Source organism: uncultured Aquimarina sp. (genome assembly GCF_947492115.1).
Taxonomy (GTDB): Bacteria; Bacteroidota; Bacteroidia; order Flavobacteriales; family Flavobacteriaceae; genus Aquimarina.
On the sequence record NZ_CANLMM010000009.1, the window covers coordinates 73400 to 94971 of the forward strand.

Here is a 21572-nt window from a genome sequence, read left to right on the forward strand (position 1 = left end):
CTTTAACATTTATTTAAGAACAAATGTTAAGAATTGGGGATTCATAACAATAGGGAAAACAAAAACTAATGAAAAAACTAACTTTTTTTTCAGCAATTGTATTGCTGATATCGTCTTGTACCAAAGATGATTATATTCCGATTACGTCTAATTTAGATGCTGAGTTATTAAACGCTTTGGATAATGCTTCTGATGGAGAAGGTGTATCTTTTTTTATACTACCAGAGAGCGATGATTATGCTAGTATTCCACAAGATCCTTTAAATCCTATTACATCGGAAAAAGTGACTTTAGGTAAACTGTTACTTCATGAAACAGCTACTGGAGGTGTTCCTAAAATTGATGCTATGAAAGGAACTTATTCTTGTGCTTCTTGTCATCAGGCAGCAGCAGGTTTTGGGGCAGGTATAAGACAAGGAATTGGAGAATGTGGAATTGGTTTTGGAATAAGGGGTGAAGAGAGAGTAGTGAATACCAATGTTCCTGTTGATTCAATAGATGTACAACCAATTAAATCACCTACAATTTTAAATGTAGCGTATCAGGATGTGATGCTTTGGAATGGTCAGTTTGGTGGAACCGGAACTAATGCAGGAACAGAAGCTAGTTGGACTGAGATTGAGGAGAATTTCTTGGGCTTACAAGGAATAGAGGTTCAGGCAATTAAAGGTCAGAAAGTACATCGATTACAAATAGATGATGATTTTGTAAATACTTTTGGTTATAAAGAACTTTTTGATGCTGCATTCCCAGATGTAGCAGAAAATGAAAGATATACTAAACATAATGGTGCTTTGGCGATGGCAGCATATGAAAGAACTTTATTAGCAAATAGATCTCCTTGGCAAGATTGGTTAAAAGGAAATACTAATTCTTTAGATGAGAGTGAGAAAAAAGGTGCTATCGTGTTTTTTGGAAAAGGAAAATGTTATGAATGTCATACGGGGCCTGCACTAAATGACAAAGGTTTTCATGCATATGGAATGGATGATTTTGCAAATACCAGTGATGCTTTATTATTGTTTAATGCCAATATGGATAAAGTAAAAAGAGGAAGAGGTGGTTTTACTAATAATCCAGATGATGATTATAAATTTAAAACACCAACATTATACAATCTAGTGGATAATGGTTTTTATGGACATGGAGGAACTTTTACATCGGTAAAAGAAGTAATCGAGTATAAAAACAACGGTGTTCCTCAAAAAGCGGAAGTGCCTTCAGAAAATTTGGCATCTCAATTTGGAACTATTAATCTTACTGAAGAGGAAATAGATGATATGACGGCATTTATAACCAACGGTTTACGAGATCCGGAATTGAATAGATATGTTCCTGATGCTATTATCTCTGGAAGTTGTTTTCCAAATAATGATGATACTTCTAGAGTAGATCTAGGATGTGATTAATTTAGTGTAGCAATCCACCAGGTATTGCCGTAAGGATCTTTAAAGCCTGCAGCTCGAGCTCCATGATCTTCTTGCATAGGTTGCATTAGCGAAATAGCGCCTGCATCTATAGCATTAAAGTATGTTTGATCAGTATCCTTAACATAAACATACATAGATGTGTTTTGAGCAGGATATGCTTTGGAAGCTTCAGTAATCATGATGGTAGCATCACCAATCATTACTTCGGAGTGTTCAATTTTATAAGAAGTATCTACTTTGCGCATCATTTCCTGTGCGTTAAATATTTTTCTTATAAAATCAATAAAGTCATCTGCATTTTCAACAACTAGATAAGGCATAGCTTGTTGATGACCTGCTGTAATTTTCATTCGTTGCATTCGTGTTCTATAAATATTTTATATCCAACGAATAAACAGGCATAAATATTCTCTAAATTTTCAAAATAAGATCATAAAAAACCCTTGATGACTTTTTAATCATCAAGGGTTTTACATTCTATACGTGTATGTCGTTTACTATTTATTCATTAAGTCCTCGATTTCATCAGCTTCTATTGGAATATTAGCCATTAGATTAAAAGGTTCTCCTTTTTCCTGTATAACTACATCATCTTCTAATCGGATTCCAAAACCTTCATCAGGAATATAAATACCTGGCTCTACCGTAAATACCATATTTGCTTGCATCGGCTCTGTTAGAATTCCATAATCATGAGTATCCAAACCTATATGATGAGAGGTTCCATGCATAAAGTATTTCTTATATGCTGGCCAATCTGGATTTTCATTTTGAACGTCTGCTTTATCTATTAGTCCTAAGCCTAATAACTCTGAAGTCATAATTTTTCCTACTTCCACATGATAATCAGCCCAAATCGTTCCAGGGACTAGCATTTTGGTAGCTTCATTTTTTACTCGTAGTACAGCATCATATACAGCTCTCTGACGATCTGTAAATTTACCAGAAACAGGAATAGTTCTACTTAAATCACTAGAATAATTGGCATATTCAGCAGCTATATCCATTAATATAAGCTCCCCTTCCTTACATTGCTGATTATTCTCTATATAATGTAAAACATTAGCATTGTTTCCACTAGCAATAATAGGTGTATACGCAAAACCTTTAGATCTGTGATTAATAAATTCATGCAATAGTTCTGCCTCTATATTATATTCCCAAACACCAGGTTTTACAAAACTGAGTAATCTTCTAAACCCTTTTTCAGTGATATTACAGGCGGTTTGCATAAGGTCAATCTCAATAGGATCTTTCACAGAACGTAATCTTTGTAAAATTGGATTACTCTTTGCTACTGAATGAGCAGGATATTTTGCTTTCCACCATTTGGTAAAACGATCTTCTCTTGTCTCTGTTTCTACATTAGCTCTGTAATGTTCGTTGGTATTAACATAAACAGTATCGCATTGTGTCATAATCTCAAAAAAGATTTTCTCGAGATCCTGTAACCAATACACGGTTTTGATTCCAGAAGTTTCAAAAGCCTTTTCTTTCGTTAACTTTTCTCCTTCCCAAATAGCAATAAGTTCACTTGTTTCTTTGAGAAAAAGCATTTCACGGTGCTTTTCGTGTGGAGCATCTGGGAATAACACCAAAATACTTTCTTCTTGATCTACACCACTTAAATAAAAAATATCTCTGTGTTGCTCGAAAGGCATTGTGCTATCAGCACTAATAGGATATATGTCGTTACTATTAAAAACCGCAATACTATTTGGTTTCATCTGTGCTGCAAAATTCTTTCTATTTTTAATGAAAAGATTTTTATCTATTTGGTGATATTTCATTTGATATAAAGTCTTTAATGTATATTATGTGACTTCAAAAATACTAAAGCCCAAAAGATGTATTGTTAAACAATATCTAAAAATTTTGACACTACTTTAGCATTCTATACTTTCAGCCAACTAAATTTCGATCATCATGAAAACACACATCTCAACTATCTTATTGCTGTTTTTTGCAAGTATTTCTTCATTCTCTCAACAAAATGCAACGAATGCGCAAGAGATACAGAAAGGATTGTTGCAGAAAGCACAATTAGAAAAATCATCAATTGTAAAAAATGTTCCGTTCGAAAACATTGGTCCTTCGGTAATGAGTGGTCGTGTAGTAGATGTAGATGTAAACCCACAAAATACAGCAGAGTTTTATGTTGGTTACGCTTCTGGAGGATTATGGTATACCAAAAACAACGGAACAACATTCGAACCAATTTTAGATAATGCTGAAACCATTAATGTAGGTGATATTGCGGTAGACTGGAAAAAAGGAACTATCTGGGTAGGTACTGGAGAAAATAATTCCTCAAGATCTTCTTATGCCGGAATTGGAATTCTTAAATCTGATGATAAAGGACAGTCATGGAAAAATGTAGGCTTAATTGATTCACATCATATAGGAAGAATTATTATCAATCCAAATAATTCTGATGAGGTAGTTATTGGAGTTACAGGACACTTATACTCTACAAATGATGAAAGAGGCATTTATAAAACAAATGATGGAGGTAATACTTGGAACAAAACATTGTTTGTAAATAATGAAACCGGAATTATTGATGTTGCTTACGCACCAGGTAATTTTAATGTTATGTACGCTGCAGCTTGGGATAAGGATCGAAAAGCTTGGAATTTTGAAGGAAACGGAACTGGCTCTGGAATTTACAAGAGTACAGATGCAGGGAACACTTGGAATAAAATTTCATTAGATGGAAGTGGTTTCCCGACAGGAAATGGAGTAGGAAGAATAGGTTTAGCTGTTTTTGATGAAAATACAGTTTATGCTGTACACGACAGTCAATTTAGAAGGGAAAAAGGAAAAGAAACAAGTAAAAGTACAGGACTTACAAAAGATGATTTTAAAACAATGTCCGTAGATACTTTTTTAAATTTAGAGGATAAAAAACTAAATCGTTATCTAAAGACAAACGGATTCCAAGAAAAATATCGAGCAGGAAACGTGAAGCAAATGGTTCGTAGCGGTTCTGTAAAACCTATTGATCTTGCCAAGTATTTAGAAAATGCAAATGCTGCCCTTTTTGATACGCCCGTAATCGGTGCTGAAGTTTATAGAAGTGATGATGGCGGTAAAAGCTGGAAGAAAACACACACAGAATATTTAGATGATATTTTTTACAGTTATGGATATTATTTTGCTCAGATACAGGTGAATCCAGCAAATAAAGATCATATCTATATCTCTGGAGTGCCTATTTTAAAATCAAAAGACGGAGGAGCTACTTTTAAAAGTATCAGTGCAGAGAATGTACATGCAGATCATCATGCACTTTGGATAAATCCAAAAAACCCAAATCATCTAATTAATGGAAATGACGGAGGTGTAAATATTAGTTATGATGATGGAGAAAATTGGATAAAAGCAAATCAGCCAAGTGTAGGACAGTTTTATGCAATAAATGTTGATCATGAAAAACCATACAACGTTTATGGAGGATTACAGGATAATGGTGTTTGGGTTGGATCTGTTAGAGCAAAAGAAAATGTAGCTTGGCACCAAAGTGGGCATTATCCTTGGAAAAGTATTATGGGAGGAGATGGAATGCAAGTACAAATCGATAATCGAAATAGTGATATTGTATATACAGGATTCCAATTTGGAAACTATTTTAGATTAGATAGATCTACGGATGAGCAAACATACATTCAACCGAAACATGAGTTGGGAGAGTCTCCTTATCGATTTAATTGGCAAACACCAATTTTATTGTCTCCACATAATCAAGATATCTTGTATTTCGGAGGAAATAAATTAATGAGATCCATGAATCAGGGAGATGATTGGACAGCAATTTCTGGAGACCTTACTAATGGAGGTAAAAAAGGAAATGTAGCTTACGGAACATTAACATCTATTTCTGAATCTATATTTCAGTTCGGTTTAATATATACTGGAAGTGATGATGGATTAGTGTATGTAACCAAAAATTCCGGAGGCAATTGGACTAAAATTTCTAATAGTTTACCTAAAGATTTATGGGTATCGAGGGTTATCGCTTCTTCTCATAAAAAAGAACGTGTATATGTGACCCTTAATGGATATCGCTGGGATGATTTTAGTGCTTATGTATATATGAGTGATGATTATGGACAAACTTGGAAAAACATAGGAAAAGAATTACCAATCTCTTCGATTAATGTGATTAAAGAAGATCCAAAGAATGAGGATGTTTTGTATGTTGGTTCTGATAATGGAGCCTATGTTTCATTAGATAGAGGAAAGACATGGCAGGCTTTTTCCAAAGGAATTCCGAACGTAGCTGTTCATGATATTGTTATACAAGCAGATGCAAATGATCTGCTCTTAGGAACTCACGGTAGAAGTATTTACAAAACAAATATAGAGCCTTTACAAAAGTTAAGTTCTAAGGTGCTTACATCAAGTTTGTATCTTTTCCCAATGAGTTCGATAAAAGCATCTCCAAGATGGGGAAGCTCTTGGAGTAAATGGTTAGAAGCATATGAACCTTCTACAATAGTGAAGTATTATACGAATAGTGCAGAGTCCGTTACTATAAAGATAAATACTCCCAATGGCAAAACACTAAGAGAGTTTTATTCAGATTCGGATAAAGGGCTTAATTATGCTGAGTATGATCTTACAATTTCGGAAAAAGGAAGAAAAGCTTTACTAAAAGAGTTTCCAGATGAGGAAGTTTCCAAAAAGAAAAATGGAAAATATTACCTTCCTGTAGGAAAGTATGAGGTAGTTATTAGCAAAGGAGGGCAAATAGAAAAGGTTCCTTTTGAAGTAAAATAACCGACAAATAAACTTGCATTTATTAGGTAGAGGATTTATATTCACATATACATAGAAGGTAATTTGTTTTTGTCTCTATGTATAAACGTTTATTAACCAACATAATGAACACGAACCTACTATATAATGCAACAATTATTTTTGTATGCTTAGCAGCTTTTGTTTTAGCATGTTGGTGGTTATATAGATATCAAAAAAATAAAAAAACAAGCTCCTTTATAGATACACTTATAGGAGCTAGCAATCCTAAAGAAAAATCTAAGTCTAAGAACTCTGAAGAATCTGAAGCTGTGCAAAAAGCTATCCAGAATTTTAGGATGTCTGGATTAAACCACATTTTTTCTGAAGAAGAATTAGAATTAATTCATTATGATAAGCCATCTCAAATAACAGGTATACTCAGTTATTTTTCCACCTCTTTATTTGATAAAAATAATCTAGATGATGTTCTCTGGGATATTGTGGAGAACTGTATTTCTCATCTACATTTAGAAGATTGCGTGATATATATATTAGATAATTCGAGAAAAGTTCTGATCCAAAAAGCAGCTTACGGTAATAAGGATAAAGGAGGGCGAACCATATTAAGTCCGATCGAAATTTCGTTGGGTCAAGGAATCGTTGGACAAGTGGCACAATCTGGAGAGTATGAGTGTATCTATAATGTAAATTATGACGATCGGTATGTTGTTGATGATATTAGTCGTAATTCTGAACTAGCAGTTCCAATAAAAATTGATGATAAGGTGGTCGGAGTGCTAGATTCAGAACATTCGCAAGAAGGTTTTTTTAATGAACATCATATATTACTCTTTCAGCTAATTGCTAAGTTAACGGCAAAAAAACTTGCCCAGATTGATATAAAAAACACATCAAACATTACTAATGACGATGTATATTTTAAAGAACTTCATTTTTTAATGAAGGAAGCCAAGATATACAGAGATGCAAGTTTAGGATTAGAAGGGATATCAAAAATGCTAAAAGTTAGTAGTAAGTATCTTTCTCAAATGATTGCTAAATTGAATGGTTCTAGTTTTGTAGATTATGTAAACAAGTTTCGAGTAGAAGATGCCAAATCTAAACTCAAAAACCCAAAATTCTCCAATTATACTGTACTTGCAATTGGTTTAGATTCTGGATTTAACTCTAAGTCAACATTTTATTCTGCTTTTAAAAAATATACAGGCATTTCTCCTAAAGAATACAGGGCAACAGCATTAGAAACTGAATAATTTTGTAAAAAAAGTTGTTCTTTTACACTAAGAGATTGATAATTATAGATCTGCAGTAATTTTTTTCACGTAAAAACCCTGATGAAGTACCTATATAAAATCATATTATTAAATGCTTGTTTTCTAATTTTTAGCATAGTTATTACTGCGCAAGTAGAGGGAACCTATCATGTGAAACCTTATACACATTTTAATGGTCTGTCGAATAATTGGGTTTCAGATATTTATCAGGATGATGATGGTTTTATGTGGTTTGCTACTCAATATGGATTAAATCGTTTTGACGGCAAAAGATTTAAGTTATTTACCTACGTTCCAGGAGATGCAAAGGCGTTAAGAGCTAATTGGGTTCGATGCATCACTCAGTTAAAAGGTGATGATAAGTTGTATCTAGGAACTCTTGGTGGAGGAGTGAATGTCGTGAATTTATATGAGGAACATTTTGATTCTCTTTTTATCCCTAAGGATACATTAGATGATGATATTTCTATTGTAAACAATATAGTAAAGGATGCTAAAGAAAATCTATGGATTTCTTCTACCGCAGGGATATACCGTTATTATTTAAAAGATAGTACAGTAAGAAGATTTTATGATAAAAGTTCTTCGAATATTAGTATTGCTGAAGATGGATCAAAATATATACTTACACAGATATCCAAAGAAATATTTGTCGTTGATGGCGATACAGTTTTTAAACAAAATTTACCGAATGACAGATATAAAAATATCTCTGCTATTTCTAAAGATAGTTTCTTATTATATTCTAATAAAGAACTATTTATAGCGAGGAAATCCGATACGATTTGGAACCTTCAAAAATTAGGCTTCGAATCTGAATATAGAACCAGTGTGAGAGAACGTCCTTTTATTTTTAAAGATAAAAAAGGATATGTTTGGGTAAACGGAGGAGATAAAATCTATAAGTTTTCTCCAGATTTTAAGCATCAAGTGGTAATGCCTTTGCAAGAATTGCTAAATATTAAATCTTCTAAAAAGATTAAGGCAAATTGTATATTCCAAGATAGAGAAGACAATTTTTGGATTGGTACCAATTTAGGAGCATTTCAATTAATACCTCATAAGCCTTTTAGGCATCCTTTTTTAGGAACTTTAGGGCAGGTGAGGCAAGTTGTAGAATGTGGTAATAAAATATGGTTTGCACTAGGTGATGGTATTTATTCTTGGGATAAAGACCCTTCCAATCCTCCTAAAAAAATTCAAAAAAGTACCGTAAATACTATAATTTGTGCTAGTGATGAATTTTTATATGCTTTAGGAAGAGACGACAAAGATCAAACAGCTTTATTAAAAATAAATCCGAACAACGAAAATACCATACCAATTTATTTATCAGATTTAAAATTTCCGTTAAGTGTTAGTTGGAAAATTACTGAAGATAAGAATCAAAGGTTGTGGATAGGTCAATGGGATAATATCATTATTTATGATCTTAAAAGCCAAGAGTATTTTGGTATTCCTGTCTTCGAAAACAATACAGGAATAATTGAGTTGTATCCGGATAATCAAGATAATATTTGGTTAGGAAGTATAGGGAAAGGAATATTAAAATTTTCAGATGCAAGTAAGATTACAAAAAACAGTAAAGTTAAGTTTATACGATATGGACATGATATAAATGACCCAAAAAGTATAAGCTCTAATTTAATTCAATCTATTCATCAGGATCAAAAGGGATTCCTTTGGATAGGAACTGATGGAGGCCTTAATTGCTTGGATCCAAAAACCGGAGAGTTTAAAAGGTTTTTGCGAAGTGGTAAAATGTCTAATGATAAAATTTTAAACGTTACTAGCGATAAGAGTGGTGTGATATGGTTAAGTAGTATAAGTAATGGAATCATCTCTTATGATCCAGATAAAGATATATTTAAAACATATGACACACAAGATGGACTGTATGATAACTCTATGCTTTTAGGTTTTGCATACGTGGATGAACAAGGTTATGTTTGGATGGGAAGTGAAGGAGGTATTCAATATTTCAATCCCGATCAGTTGACTTTTTCAACTGAAAAAAAACCAAACCTAGCCTGGTTATCGTATACGAAATTCAGATCCGATACAACTATAGTATCTAAGTTTCCTAAAAAACAAGGATTAGTTGATAATGAAATTAAAGTATATCCAGAAGATCAGAGTATTACATTTGATTTTCGGGCTTTAACCTTCGAAAGATCACAAAATGTTAGATATCAATTTTGGCTAGAAGGATTTCATCAGGATTGGCTTCCCATTCAATCTGATGGAACTGTTACACTATCTTATTTACCAAAAGGGAAGTATACTCTAAAGGTTAAGGCATTTGATATAGATGATGCTTGGGAAATAGGAGATAGTGTTGAATTATCAGTAATACCGCCATGGTATAAAACGAACCTTGCTTATTTGCTATATAGTTTTTTATTATTCTTAATCGTTTTTGCATTTTATAAAATACAATTAAGAAGAAAAATTGCCGAAACAGAGAAAGAGTTTGTAAAAGACTTATCTCAATCTAAAACCCGGTGGTTCAATCAGATTGCTCATGAATTTAGAACACCGCTTACAGTAATTTTAGGGGCAACTGATCAAATTAGAGAGAAACTGACTAATTCTTCAGAAAAGAATACCAATGGACATCTCTCTCAGATTGAAAATCAAACCCATCATCTATCTAATCAAGTTCAAAAGATTTTAGAAATTGCTCAAATGCAAGACAATCAGTTGGAGATTCATGTGAGTGATGGAGATTTTGTAGCTTTCCAAAAGTACCTTTTTAACTCATTTGCCTCATTAGCTGATCAGAAAAGTATTGCGTTAAAATTTACAAGTTCAGATGAATCTGTTTTTGCATCTTTTGATGAAGATAAATGGAGAAAGATTAGCTCTAATCTAATTTCTAATGCTATTAAGTACAATCGCATTAATGGAACTGTTTCTTTAGATATAAATATTGATAAAAATAATAATACGGTTACAATTGATATAAGGGATACAGGAATTGGAATTGATAAACAGTTTCTTTCTAAATTATTTGATCCTTTCTCTAAAGAAAACACCGAAGACCCAAAAGGTGTTGGGTTAGGACTTACACTGACAAGGGAATTAATTCAATTGTTAAAAGGAACAATTACAGTGGATAGTAAAAAAGACAAAGGAACTTCTTTTAGAATAACTGCGCCTTTAGATTTAGTTCCCGAAAGCAATAAAATCATAGAGCAAACAGATGATTTTATTATGGATCCTGATAAACCTATGGTGCTTATAGCCGAAGATCATAAAGAGGTAAGATCATATGTTCATTTTTGTTTATCTCCAGATTTTACAATTATAGAAGCAGAAAATGGACTTATTGCCTGGGAGCTATGCAAAAAACATATTCCTGATCTCGTAATATCTGACGTAATGATGCCAGAATGGGATGGAATTAGATTAGGAACTGAAATCAGAAATGATCTAGCAACCAATCACATTCCTTTTATTTTATTGACCGCAAAATCTGGGCAGTCGAATCAGTTAGAAGGTCTGAAAATTGGAGCCGATGCATACTTAACAAAACCCTTTGATAGAAGCGAATTAATGATCAGGGTTGACAACCTGATCAAAACACGAAAAAAACTACAGGAAAAATACCAAAGTGGTGACACAATGATAACATCAGAAAATGAAAAGATTGATCATTTTATGAAAGATGTTATGCAGATTATTGAAGAGGAATTGGATAATGACGAATTTGGGGTGCCTCGATTAGCAGAAAGATTACACATTAGTAGAGTTCATTTATTTAGAAAAATCAAAAATTTGACTGGGTTACCACCAACCAAGTTCATAAGAAAAATTCGTTTGCAAAAAGCACATGAATTCGTATTAAGAAATGAACTATCTATATCCGAGATTGCATACCAAACGGGTTTCAAAGATCCCGCATATTTTACACGAGTATATGTAGAAGAGTTTGGAAAACCACCTTCAGAATTTAGAAATAAATAGTTAGAATCCCTTTGTTTATAGTGTTTCTGAGCTAGATGTAACCAGAGTACAAGTCTATGTAACCATAGTGCAATACAATTTTTTAATCTCGTTTTACCTTGGTTGATATAATTAAAGTGACAAAATAAGATGTATTGATTTTTAGTGTCTACTAAAGTCAAGATCATGTTTTGTAATGGACAAAAAAACAAGGTTATGAATATTCAGGAAAACAAAAACAACAGGATTGTTAATTCGATTCATGGATCAATTTGGGTATTACTCTTACTTATAATTACTAGAATATCGAAAGATAATATCGGAGAGTTAGATTTTACTATAATTATCTATACCATAATTAGTTTGATCTCTTTTGTGATATTTTGGTTGTTTAGAGTTCGTTACATCTCTCTCTTTGCCTTACAAAACATAAATAGAGAATTTAGTTCGCCGAAAAAAAGAACTACATCACCGTTTCACAGTTACTACGAAACTTCCGTAGTAAAGTCAAGAAGAAAAGCGAATGATGCGCCAAGGAAACAAGAAGAGCCAGAATCTAAGAAAGAAATAACAAGCATACCATATCTTGAAGAAGTATTTTTAGACTTTGACAGTAATATATTAGAAAGAGCACCGATCCAAACTATATCCGTATTAAGTTACTTTGCTACCTCTCTTTTTGAAAAAAATAATGTAAATGATGTTCTTTGGGATATTGTAGAAAATTGTATCGCTCACCTTCATCTAGAAGATTGTGTGATTTATATGCTCGATAAAGAAAAAGAATACCTGATTCAAAAAGCTGCTTTTGGAAATAAAAATAACGGCGAAAAGAAAATTGTTAGCCCTATAAAAATAAAAGTAGGAGATGGTATCGTTGGCGCCGTTGCAAAATCCAAAAATTACCTACGAATTGATGATCTTAGAACAAATGACACATATATAGTAGATGATGTTTCGCGTTTATCAGAATTATCGGTTCCGATTTTTATTGATGGTGCTATTGTTGGCATTTTGGATTCTGAACATTCTGAACGAGACTATTTTACAGATGATCACGTATTTTTATTTCACCTTATTGCCAAGCTTACTGAGAAAAAACTAAAACAAATATGCAGTAACAATACTTCTTGTAGAATTACTGATGATAATATTTATTATAAAGAATTGGAATTTTTAATGAGAGAAGCTAAGATATATCAAGATCCTCATCTAGGATTAGACAGTGTAGCTAAAAAGTTAAAAATTAGCAGTAATTATTTGTCTCAGCTGGTAAATAAATTGACTGGGAAAAATTTTGCAGATTATATCAATACTTTCAGAGTTGAAGATGCAAAAGCGAAATTGAGAAATCATAATTTTATAAACTATACAATTATAGGAATAGCACTAGAATCTGGATTTAATTCGAAGTCTACATTTTACAGTGCGTTTAAAAAGCTTACCGGTATATCACCAAGCGATTATAGAAAGAATGGTTAAAAGTGTCCCGTTTTTTTGAAAGTCAAACTTTCCGGACATTATATTCTATAGCAAGAATTATTTTTAGTTTGGTTAATAGATAACATGCATTTTTATACCAGTAGAGATGGTATTAATTAGTGCTAGGTTATTTTTTGTGCAAAAGCAGTTTGTAATGACAGGTTTTTTTGTCCAATCGCTTTTCATTACTATAGGATCCTCATTAAATATTCTAGTTATTTTTATTGAGGGTCCTTTTTTAAATTAGAGGATAATAATTTAAGCGATGATTACAAGATTATTTAACCTAAGAAAATAATAAGGTTTGCATATGAGAAGATTTATATTATTTGTGATTTGTTCCTTGTCTACTAGTTTCTTTGGATATTCTTGTTTCTGGGATTACGACACTGTCGAAATGGAAAGAATGCAATTTCCTAATGTAATCGAGTTAATATCTGGAAAATTTTTGAGGCATTCTCCAGAGTTTTATCGATGGAGAATAGCAGACAGAGAAGAAAAGCTTAAAAGGTTTCCAGATAGCCTAGAATTATACGATGATCTTGCAGTTGCTTATTCTAAAATTGGAAATGACTCTAAAGCAATTCAGATTATTCTAAAGAAGGATAAGATTGCTCCAAATAATTATACAACATATGCTAATCTTGGTACTTTTTATATTCATAATGGTCAATTAGAAAAGGGAATTGAATATATAGATAAGGCAATTGCTATAAATCCAGATGCTCACTTTGGGAGAGAGATCTATCAAAAATATCTTGTGGAATATGTACAAAGTAAAATGAAAAATGGAAAAGTCATATTACCGTTATCTCAAGGATTTGATACTTCAAGAGGAACATTTCCGATAAAGACTTTTAATAATTTTTATTCTTTTTTAAGTAACAAATACTATAACAAAAGTGGAGATAATTTAAAAAGTAAATCACTACCCAATAAAGAGCTTCAAAAAGCAATTAAAGGAATTATGGGGATGATGAAGTTTGGGAATTACGACTCACCTGTTTTGCTAGAATCACTCGGAGATTTATTAATGGCCGATGGTTGGAAAAAGGGAGCAAGACAGTTAGCTGCGAGAGCGTATTTTAAGGCGTCCTATCACAGTAAAGAGAAAGCCACAAAGTCATTATATGATCAAAAAATTGCACTTACACTTTATTATCAATACACCAAAAAAGGAGGAAGTCGATTTACGATCGATGCTTTAGAAAAATCATTAAAAGAAGAAATTGCAGAAGGAGAAAAGTATTATGAAGAAATACGTAAGGCTGAAATAGGATGGATAACCAATAGAAAAAACCCAGAGGTTGAGTTTTCGAAAAAGTATTACAAAAAACCTTCGGTAGGAAAAATAAAACAAGAAGCAAGTACTCCAACCGAAAAAGTAGAAAGTCATTATCATAAGTATAGACCTAAGACATCAGACACTCTAAAAAACCTTCCCAAAGACACTCTCGTGTTAAATGAAGCTATAGCAAGTAAAGGAGATGTGATTACTGAAATAAAACAAACCGAAAAAAACACTAATACATCAAGAATACCTATCGCGATTTATTTTATAATTCCAGTTTTGATAATCATTCTTATCTATGTTGTAAAAAGCTGGAAGAACTAAGTTTTTTTAGAGATTAAACCTTTTTAAAATGAAATATGTAATGCTATGTATGGTATTCATAGGTGTTTGTCGATCTCAGGCACAACATTGTTTCTCGGATATGTCTTCAATTATAATAATAGATGTTCGTGATATTAGAACAGGAGAAAAAATTCATGGTTTGACAATTAATATTACAGATGCTAAGGGAGTAGAATATGTAAAGAATAAATTTATAGTTACACAAAAAATTGATGAGGTAATAACAAATCATCCTGGTTTAAGAAAGTTCCCTTCATATCATGATTATTATGTGCTAAAATTTGTTGAAAATGCTCAAAATTTACATGGAAAATTTATAACCATAAAAGACACACAAGTCAAAAACAGAGAAGGTTTCGAGAGTAAAACTGTACAGATCAAACGGAAACACTGTCAAAGCCTTTGTGTCGAGAATCCGATTTGGCAGCGTAAAGATTTGGTCAATAAAATGAAAATCAACGTGTGGTTAAAAAAGAAAGCCTACCATGACAAGAACTAAATAATATCCGAATTCTTTGAAATTCAAACTTCTCGGACACCTAAAATAAGACCTGGGTTTATTTTTGATCAGATATTTTAATAATGTGTGATATGAGAAATGAATTTAGAATCAAAGGTTTCTTAAGACTATTGGTAGTGTTTTTTGCAGTTTGTAGTTGTGAATTAAAAGAAGATTTTACCAATGAGCCCCATTCTTTAGTTTCTTCAGAAAAAGTTGTAACTACTGATCAGCCTAGCTTTTCAAATACTGTGGTAAATGGAGAAACTCCTTATGGAGGAAGAGCAGCTCATACCTCTACTATTTTTGATAATAAAATGTGGGTGATTGGTGGCGTACAAAATCAATTTACTTATAATGATGTTTGGTGTAGTAAGGATGGCAAAGATTGGGAAGAAGTTACCCCAAGCGCACCATTTTCAGTTCGCTACGGACATGCGATGACCGTTGCTGATAATAAGATGTGGATTGCAGGAGGTACACAGGGAAATAAATATTTGAATGATGTGTGGTTTAGTAAAAACGGAAAAGATTGGATGCAGTCACAAAAAAACGCTCCTTTTTCTGCTCGTAGATGGCATACATTAGCCAGCCTAGAAAATAGAATGTTTTTGATTGGTGGGTTAAGTGATAATTTTGATGTAAAAGGAGATGTATGGACTAGTAGTGATGGTATACAATGGAACCTGATAACCAATCTGGCTCCATTTGGAAGGCGCTATGGACATGCTACAGTAGTATATGATAATAAAATATGGGTCATCGGAGGACATGATGATAGTGGAAATTACCTTAATGATGTTTGGTACTCTACAAATGGATTTCAATGGAATTTAGCCAGCGTAAATATTCCATTTTCTCCTAGAAGGAATCATGCAATAACTTTTAATAAAACAGGAATGTGGTTAACGGGTGGTATAGGACCACAAAATGACTATTATGATGACATTTGGTTTAGTCAAGATGGAATGGTTTGGGAGAAGATAAACGTTAAGAAAAATTTTCCATCCAGAGGCTATCATACTTCGGTTTACAATACAAACAAATTATGGATTCTAAACGGTTTTAGTCTACAAAATGGAGCTGTTTATTATGATGATATTTGGGGATATGAATAGTGTTTTATTGCGAAGTAAGTAAGTTAAGCGATAATATGAAATCGATAAAGATTTTAATAGTTTTGATAACGGTAATAGGCTGTAGAAATGACAATTTTTTATTAGACAGTACACCACCATTATTTACGATTCCTCCAATACCGATAGCGCAAGTTAGTTCATTCATTCCATTTGGACAGTTTCTTACCCCTACTCAGCAAAATCCAGCGATTGAATATTTTGGTAATCAATCAGATATACCAGTGGTATCGGTTTCAGAAGAAATTGTAGCAGATGTTAGAAGAAACCCAACTATTGATGATTTTGAAATATGGATAAAACCAAGTAATAATGCTACTTGGCTTATTATATATGATCACGTTGTTGAGGTTACTATTTCAAAAGGAGATCAAGTGCAAACAGGTAGTTTATTAGGAACAATTGGTCTTGGAAATAGGGTTGAACTTCAAGTTAATGATGATCAAAATATAGCACATTGTCCCTTGCAATTTGGAACTTCAAGCTTTATACAGCAACATATGAATTTATATGAAGAATGGTGTGTTGAAGAAACTGTTACGCCATAAAAAAACTTAAAAATAAAGGAAAAACTTAAATCGAAAATTATGAGATCTATTAAAATAACAATACTTGTTCTTCTTGTATGTCAAACTATTCTAAATGCACAAAAGATGAATTCAATAACAGTAATAGGAGAAACTAATATGCAACCTGAGATTAACGAGTATATTGTAAATGTAGAATTCAGAGAGATCGTTGGAGATAGTTACAGAAATATAAAAGGAAAAACAGTAGATGATGTAGCTAAAGAATTTGCAGCTTCATTAAGTAAAGTAAATATCGATTTTAGTCGTTTTGAAGAGGATGAGCTGTATCGGATTACATCATATAGCTATAACACATCTAGGTTTTATTTTTATAAAACTACCTCTTTAGATGAAGTAAAATTGGTTTTGAGTCAGAGTATGGAAGGCGTTACAAATACAAAAGTTGATATTATATCTAAAGAAATGGCCCATGAAGAAATGGGAAAACTGAGTAAAGATGCTATTGATGATGCCAGAAATTCAGCCACTAAAATTGCTGAGAATATTGGGGGAAATATTGGAGAGATTATTAAAATTGAAAACCATAATAATAAACAGAAATATTTTAATTCGATGGCAATAAAAACACCAATAAAGTATTATGTTACGGTAACTTTTTCTCTTAAATGATATTTTTAGCTATATATCAAAAAATGAAGTTGATCAAGGTTCTAGCGTGCGTTTTTTGCTTATCATTTCTTTTTATTCAGTGTGAAAACAAAAAATCTAAAAGAGAGCCTAAAAAGAATATAGTGCTATCAGCTTCAAAGGAGGTTAATTTAAAAGATACCCTAAAGATTGGATATACATATTGGTGGCCACAAAGTGGTCCGTTTATTGGAAATTGTGGTGAAAAATATAGCTTGGTTTTTTTAGGGACAGTGGATAAGATCTATAATAAAACAGAACAACCTCACTACACAGCTCGGAAAGGAGTAATAAGAGTGGATGAGGTTCTTACTTCTATAGAGTCCACAAACAGCTCGTATCATGAACAAAACTATGTCATATCAGATTGTTTTGCTGATGTAGATGTTAAAGAAGGAGATAGTGTTATTGTATTTTGTTATGAGTATGAAGGAAATTATAGTACTCCTGGCGGAAAATCTATACTTAAAATTGAAGATAACAATGACCCTGTTGTGGTTTCTATAAAAGAATATATCAAGTCTGAGCAAAACCCTTTGACCATAGAAAAAGATATACCGTTGTGGAAGAAATATCAATTAGATACTGCTTTAAAACAGTTGATTTCTTGTAGAGAATCATATCAATAATATCTTAGGTGTTTACCCTTAAAAACGTCCGAATTTATTGAATTTCAAATATTTCGGACATCCTTAAAACGACACCTAATTAAGTTTGTACCATTAACTTAAAATACTTTTTTAAAATGAAAGCAATGAAAAATTTAATGGGATGTGTATTAGTTATATTACTATCTGCAAGTGTTATTTCCTGTGAAGGCGAAGATGGAGCTGTAGGGCCGCAAGGTGAACAGGGACCACAAGGAGAACAAGGAGATCAAGGGCCGCAAGGCGATCAAGGAGATACAGGAACGGCAAATGTTATTTACTCAGACTGGATTGCTAGAGACTTTGTGTTAGATGGTGCTCAACAATCAAATTTTCAAGGATTAGATGTACTTAGCAGTTCAGAATTTAATCTTGCATCTGATGTGGTATTAGTATACGGAAGAAATGGAAATGATACTGATTATGAGATATATCAATTACCTTATTTATTGGCATCTCAAAATGAATATTATCTATTGAGGCTATTGGATACTACAGGTGGAGCTTCATTACAAGTCGAAGCTAGTACAACTGACAGCGGCACTAATCTATTTACATTCTTCAATGATTTTAGATATATAATTATTCCTGGAGGACAAACAGCAGGAAGGTCAGCTCAAGATTTTGAGAAAATGTCATACGAGGAAATAACTGCTCTTTTTGATATAAAATAAACAAAAAGATTATGATACAAAATTTCCTAAAGTTCAACTTTGGGGAATTTTGTATTATCTCTAAGACCATCCGAACAAACTGTATTTCCTTTTTATGAATTAAACACCAAAAAAAGAAGAAGATGATAATTTACGGAAGCAAATCAGTACACCTAAAATCAGAAAGATCAGAAATTTCCGTTTGTCCAAATTGCGGAACACAAGGATCTTTAGTTTTAAGTGTTTATAGAAGACATGCGCATATTTTCTGGATTCCATTATTCCCAATAGGAAAAAAGGGATTGTCTCAGTGTCAACATTGTAAAAATGTTCTTTATACCAAAGAAATGCCTTTGTCAATAAGAAAAGAGTATAATCTATTAAAAAATAAAGCAAAAGGCCCACTGTGGCAATATGCAGGTTTAGGCATATTAATAATTACAATTGTTTGCGCCGCGATATCAGTACAACTAGAAAGTTAGTACCTTAGTGTCTAAAATATTTGGTTATGACACTTACGATGGGTATTCCAGCATTACTTTTTCCTGCAATTTCTCTCACGATGCTAGCGTATAATGCTAGGTATCTTGCAATCGCAGCATTGATAAGACAATTGCATAAGGAATATTTAGATTCCAGATCTAAGAATACAGGATTACAGATTAAGAATTTACGAAAGCGATTATGGCTGATAAGAAATATGCAAGCCATAGCAATTATTAGCTTTCTTACGAGTGTAATTACAATGTTTTTGTTATATGTTGAGAAAAACAGTTTAGCAAATTTAATATTTGGCATCAGTCTTTTTGCACTTATGATTTCACTTTTTTTATCTTTTATAGAAGTGCAAATTTCCACCAAAGCATTATCAATAAGGTTAGACAGAATAGAGGAAAATAACTAGAAATTCTTATCTTGTTAGACATATTTGTTTTAACCAACCTCGCATGCTCCAGAATGAACTTTTTAATAACGTAATGCAAGATTTCAATACGGGTTATTGGCAATTGCTGAAGGATCCGTATAGAGAAAATTGGTCGGATAAATTTTATGAAGTTTTAGGGTATTCCAAGGAAGATGTGAAGTCTGATTTTGATTATTTTATATCGAAACTTATTCACGAAGAAGATGTAGCTTTATTTAGAGACAATTTTCTTAACTACAGAAATAATAACACCAATTTTAAACAGCACATTAAGATTCGTAACAAAAATGGACAGTATCTATTTTTTCGATGTGCTACGAATGACGAATTACCTGTGAACATAAAAGCAGGGGTACAGTTTTTATTTTTTTTCGAAACTAACATAGAGCCTGACCGAACGATAAAAAAGGATAACTTTTATTATAAAGAGACTGCACAGATGACTTCTACAGGGAGTTGGTATGTGGATTTTCAGAAAAGAGAAAGTTACTGGGATTTTGAGACCTATCGTATTTTAGAATACCCAGAAGATTATAAACCATCTTTAAAAGATTCTGCGGATTATTATACCGAAGATCATAGACAATTAGCGGCGGATTGTTTTTTTAATTGCGCTATGATGGGAACTCCTTTTAATACAGAAATAAAAATGGTCACTGCTAATAAAAGAGAGTTTTGGGCAAGAGCAATCGGGAAACCAATTTACAATGAAGGGAAAGAAATAATTGGTATTCGAGGTGTTTTTCAGGATATAGATGAAATCAAAAGAAAGGAAATAAGTTTACAGAAATCGGTAGATATTATAGCCGCTCAGAATTCTAGACTCTTTAACTTCGCGCATATTGTTTCTCATAATCTTAGATCTCATACAAGCAACTTATCATTATTAGTTCAACTCATAGAAGATATAGAAGACCCTAAAGAGAAAGAAGGGCTCATTAAGGAAGTAAAGACAATTTCTGATAATCTAAATACTACTATAGAACACCTAAATGAGGTGGTTACGATACAAACAAACAATAAACAAGAACGAGTTGCTGTATACTTTAATGAGGCACTAAAGTTAGTAGTTAATGGAATTAGTCATATGATTAGTAACAGTAATTGCCAGATTCGACCAGATTTTACCGAAGTTGAACAAATAAATTACATACCAGCGTATTTAGAAAGTATTTTGCTGAATTTGATTACTAACGCAATAAAGTATAAGCATCCAGAACGTGATCCTGTGATTGTTATTAAAACATATAACGAGAATGGAAACGCGTACTTAAAAGTTTCTGATAACGGAAGAGGGATTGATTTGACTCTTTTTAAGGATAAAGTATTTGGTATGTACAAGACGTTCCACTATAATAAAGATGCAGTGGGTATTGGGTTGTTTATGACCAAAAATCAAGTAGAATCTTTGGATGGAACTATCACAGTTGATAGTGAGGTAAATGAAGGAACGACATTTACTATAAAATTTTAAAACACACAATTCTTATAAAATGGGCGATAAAATAGGAATAGCATGTATCATCGATGATGATAGTGTCTATGTAAATTTGGTAAAACGAATAATTGAAGCAAAACACCTTTGCAAAAACTTATTAGTTTTTGAGAATGGCAAAGAAGCATTAAGCTATTTTGAAGCTATCTTAAGTAATATGGATGAGGAAAATCTTCCAGAAATAATTTTTCTTGATCTTAATATGCCAGTAATGGATGGATGGCAGTTTTTAGAACAATTTTGTGGGATAAAGAATAAGTTTGGTAAAGTGATCACCCTGTATATTGTGAGTTCTTCTATCAATCCAGTGGATATTAATAAAGCAAAAGAAATCAAAGGCGTAAAAGATTACTTAATTAAACCCATAACTATAGAAGATCTGGAAGGTATTTTTAATGCTTCAGCCTAAAATAAAACGACTTCTGAATTATAATCATCAGAAGTCGTTTTTTGTTTCTTTCTATAG

Annotated in this window: 18 protein-coding genes; 16 read left to right on the forward strand and 2 right to left on the reverse strand. The window is 32.4% G+C overall.

The genetic code is table 11. The features are described 5' to 3' along the window. The first annotated feature begins 68 nt into the window (after positions 1-68). Positions 69-1409, forward strand: coding sequence for a cytochrome c peroxidase (locus Q1A73_RS21085; RefSeq protein WP_299609816.1), 1341 nt, complete (start codon positions 69-71; stop codon positions 1407-1409). Here the strand turns inward: Q1A73_RS21085 and Q1A73_RS21090 are convergent. Both Q1A73_RS21090 and Q1A73_RS21095 read right to left on the reverse strand, forming a co-directional pair. Then, positions 1406-1780 carry a VOC family protein gene (locus Q1A73_RS21090; RefSeq protein ID WP_299609818.1) on the reverse strand — a complete coding sequence of 125 codons (375 nt, stop codon included), beginning with the start codon at positions 1778-1780 and terminating at the stop codon, positions 1406-1408. The two genes, Q1A73_RS21085 and Q1A73_RS21090, sit on opposite strands and share 4 nt — an antisense overlap. A gap of 147 nt (positions 1781-1927) precedes the next feature. After that, positions 1928-3220: an aminopeptidase P N-terminal domain-containing protein gene (locus tag Q1A73_RS21095; protein WP_299609821.1), complete on the reverse strand. Its 1293-nt coding sequence runs from the start codon at positions 3218-3220 to the stop codon at positions 1928-1930. Positions 3221-3356: 136 nt separating this feature from the next. Between Q1A73_RS21095 and Q1A73_RS21100 the strand changes: the two genes are divergently transcribed. From Q1A73_RS21100 to Q1A73_RS21170, 15 genes are all read left to right on the forward strand, one after another. Continuing rightward, positions 3357-6212, forward strand: coding sequence for a glycosyl hydrolase (locus Q1A73_RS21100; RefSeq protein ID WP_299609822.1), 2856 nt, complete (start codon positions 3357-3359; stop codon positions 6210-6212). 104 nt (positions 6213-6316) lie between these two features. Beyond that, positions 6317-7447 carry a helix-turn-helix domain-containing protein gene (locus Q1A73_RS21105; RefSeq protein WP_299609825.1) on the forward strand — a complete coding sequence of 377 codons (1131 nt, stop codon included), beginning with the start codon at positions 6317-6319 and terminating at the stop codon, positions 7445-7447. An 81-nt stretch (positions 7448-7528) separates the two neighbouring features. Beyond that, a complete protein-coding gene (locus Q1A73_RS21110; RefSeq protein WP_299609827.1) occupies positions 7529-11437 on the forward strand; it encodes a hybrid sensor histidine kinase/response regulator transcription factor in 3909 nt (1302 codons plus the stop codon). 195 nt (positions 11438-11632) lie between these two features. Then, positions 11633-12898, forward strand: coding sequence for a helix-turn-helix domain-containing protein (locus Q1A73_RS21115; protein WP_299609830.1), 1266 nt, complete (start codon positions 11633-11635; stop codon positions 12896-12898). A 310-nt stretch (positions 12899-13208) separates the two neighbouring features. Further along, positions 13209-14513, forward strand: coding sequence for a hypothetical protein (locus Q1A73_RS21120; RefSeq protein ID WP_299609832.1), 1305 nt, complete (start codon positions 13209-13211; stop codon positions 14511-14513). Positions 14514-14541: 28 nt separating this feature from the next. Then, the gene (locus Q1A73_RS21125; RefSeq protein WP_299609834.1) at positions 14542-15033 is read left to right on the forward strand and encodes a hypothetical protein; all 492 of its coding nucleotides are present in this window, start codon (positions 14542-14544) and stop codon (positions 15031-15033) included. 92 nt (positions 15034-15125) lie between these two features. Then, positions 15126-16151 carry a kelch repeat-containing protein gene (locus Q1A73_RS21130; protein ID WP_299609838.1) on the forward strand — a complete coding sequence of 342 codons (1026 nt, stop codon included), beginning with the start codon at positions 15126-15128 and terminating at the stop codon, positions 16149-16151. A 35-nt stretch (positions 16152-16186) separates the two neighbouring features. After that, positions 16187-16717 carry a hypothetical protein gene (locus tag Q1A73_RS21135; protein WP_299609839.1) on the forward strand — a complete coding sequence of 177 codons (531 nt, stop codon included), beginning with the start codon at positions 16187-16189 and terminating at the stop codon, positions 16715-16717. Between the two features lie 105 nt (positions 16718-16822). Continuing rightward, positions 16823-17368 (forward strand): SIMPL domain-containing protein, encoded by a 546-nt coding sequence (locus Q1A73_RS21140; protein ID WP_299609842.1) that lies wholly within the window; start codon positions 16823-16825, stop codon positions 17366-17368. A gap of 122 nt (positions 17369-17490) precedes the next feature. After that, on the forward strand, positions 17491-18015 hold the full coding sequence (locus Q1A73_RS21145) for a hypothetical protein (RefSeq protein WP_299609845.1): 525 nt from the start codon (positions 17491-17493) through the stop codon (positions 18013-18015). A 125-nt stretch (positions 18016-18140) separates the two neighbouring features. Beyond that, the gene (locus Q1A73_RS21150; protein ID WP_299609847.1) at positions 18141-18707 is read left to right on the forward strand and encodes a hypothetical protein; all 567 of its coding nucleotides are present in this window, start codon (positions 18141-18143) and stop codon (positions 18705-18707) included. A 122-nt stretch (positions 18708-18829) separates the two neighbouring features. Next, complete coding sequence (locus Q1A73_RS21155) at positions 18830-19168, forward strand: zinc-ribbon domain-containing protein (RefSeq protein WP_299609850.1); 339 nt, start codon at positions 18830-18832, stop codon at positions 19166-19168. Positions 19169-19194: 26 nt separating this feature from the next. Continuing rightward, positions 19195-19590, forward strand: coding sequence for a DUF2721 domain-containing protein (locus Q1A73_RS21160; protein WP_299609852.1), 396 nt, complete (start codon positions 19195-19197; stop codon positions 19588-19590). Between the two features lie 43 nt (positions 19591-19633). Next, entirely contained in the window at positions 19634-21085 is a 1452-nt protein-coding gene (locus Q1A73_RS21165; RefSeq protein ID WP_299609855.1) for a PAS domain-containing protein, read from the forward strand. A 19-nt stretch (positions 21086-21104) separates the two neighbouring features. Next, positions 21105-21515 (forward strand): response regulator, encoded by a 411-nt coding sequence (locus tag Q1A73_RS21170; protein ID WP_299609858.1) that lies wholly within the window; start codon positions 21105-21107, stop codon positions 21513-21515. The last annotated feature ends 57 nt before the right edge of the window (positions 21516-21572 follow it).

What these genes read in the sequence shown, in the direction of transcription:
- Q1A73_RS21085 (WP_299609816.1), top strand. Translation starts at nt 69, where the DNA reads ATGAAAAAACTAACTTTTTTTTCAGCAATTGTATTGCTGATATCGTCT.
- Q1A73_RS21090 (WP_299609818.1), bottom strand. Translation starts at nt 1,780, where the DNA reads ATGAAAATTACAGCAGGTCATCAACAAGCTATGCCTTATCTAGTTGTT.
- Q1A73_RS21095 (WP_299609821.1), bottom strand. Translation starts at nt 3,220, where the DNA reads ATGAAATATCACCAAATAGATAAAAATCTTTTCATTAAAAATAGAAAG.
- Q1A73_RS21100 (WP_299609822.1), top strand. Translation starts at nt 3,357, where the DNA reads ATGAAAACACACATCTCAACTATCTTATTGCTGTTTTTTGCAAGTATT.
- Q1A73_RS21105 (WP_299609825.1), top strand. Translation starts at nt 6,317, where the DNA reads ATGAACACGAACCTACTATATAATGCAACAATTATTTTTGTATGCTTA.
- Q1A73_RS21110 (WP_299609827.1), top strand. Translation starts at nt 7,529, where the DNA reads ATGAAGTACCTATATAAAATCATATTATTAAATGCTTGTTTTCTAATT.
- Q1A73_RS21115 (WP_299609830.1), top strand. Translation starts at nt 11,633, where the DNA reads ATGAATATTCAGGAAAACAAAAACAACAGGATTGTTAATTCGATTCAT.
- Q1A73_RS21120 (WP_299609832.1), top strand. Translation starts at nt 13,209, where the DNA reads ATGAGAAGATTTATATTATTTGTGATTTGTTCCTTGTCTACTAGTTTC.
- Q1A73_RS21125 (WP_299609834.1), top strand. Translation starts at nt 14,542, where the DNA reads ATGAAATATGTAATGCTATGTATGGTATTCATAGGTGTTTGTCGATCT.
- Q1A73_RS21130 (WP_299609838.1), top strand. Translation starts at nt 15,126, where the DNA reads ATGAGAAATGAATTTAGAATCAAAGGTTTCTTAAGACTATTGGTAGTG.
- Q1A73_RS21135 (WP_299609839.1), top strand. Translation starts at nt 16,187, where the DNA reads ATGAAATCGATAAAGATTTTAATAGTTTTGATAACGGTAATAGGCTGT.
- Q1A73_RS21140 (WP_299609842.1), top strand. Translation starts at nt 16,823, where the DNA reads ATGAATTCAATAACAGTAATAGGAGAAACTAATATGCAACCTGAGATT.
- Q1A73_RS21150 (WP_299609847.1), top strand. Translation starts at nt 18,141, where the DNA reads ATGAAAAATTTAATGGGATGTGTATTAGTTATATTACTATCTGCAAGT.
- Q1A73_RS21155 (WP_299609850.1), top strand. Translation starts at nt 18,830, where the DNA reads ATGATAATTTACGGAAGCAAATCAGTACACCTAAAATCAGAAAGATCA.
- Q1A73_RS21160 (WP_299609852.1), top strand. Translation starts at nt 19,195, where the DNA reads ATGACACTTACGATGGGTATTCCAGCATTACTTTTTCCTGCAATTTCT.
- Q1A73_RS21165 (WP_299609855.1), top strand. Translation starts at nt 19,634, where the DNA reads ATGCTCCAGAATGAACTTTTTAATAACGTAATGCAAGATTTCAATACG.
- Q1A73_RS21170 (WP_299609858.1), top strand. Translation starts at nt 21,105, where the DNA reads ATGGGCGATAAAATAGGAATAGCATGTATCATCGATGATGATAGTGTC.